Below are 367 nucleotides of genomic sequence, written 5' to 3'. Positions count from 1 at the left end.
ACCTAGCCCCATAAGGGTATTGGTAATTGGCGCATTTAGTGACTCTACCAAGTGAGTTAATTGCTCAGAAGTGTTTGAAATTACAATTCCGCCGCCAGAGTACACTACCAGTTTTTTTGCTTCTAGTATGGCGGTAACGGCTTTGCGTATTTGTTTTGAGTGGCCTTTAGTGTTTGGGTTGTAAGTTCTTAAATCGGTAGATTTAGGAAATTCATAATCAAACTTTATCTCAGGGTTTAGCATGTCTTTTGGCAGCTCTACTACCACTGGGCCTGGGCGGCCTGTGCTGGCAATATAAAAAGCTTTAGCTAAAATAGTTGGGATATCTTTTGCGCTTCTGCAGTTAAAGCTGTGCTTTACTATAGGG

At 41.7% G+C, this 367-nt stretch carries 1 pseudogene; it reads right to left on the bottom strand.

From position 1 onward, the window contains the following. Nucleotides 1–367: pseudogene (locus AAEY62_RS20820) on the bottom strand (acetolactate synthase 3 large subunit); the annotation flags it as partial.

The organism is Pseudoalteromonas sp. GW168-MNA-CIBAN-0100 (assembly GCF_040309225.1).
In the GTDB taxonomy this organism is placed as follows: domain Bacteria; phylum Pseudomonadota; class Gammaproteobacteria; order Enterobacterales; family Alteromonadaceae; genus Pseudoalteromonas; species Pseudoalteromonas arctica.
Note: the sequence above shows the minus strand (reverse complement) of the source record. Positions and strands in the feature narration are given on the sequence as shown.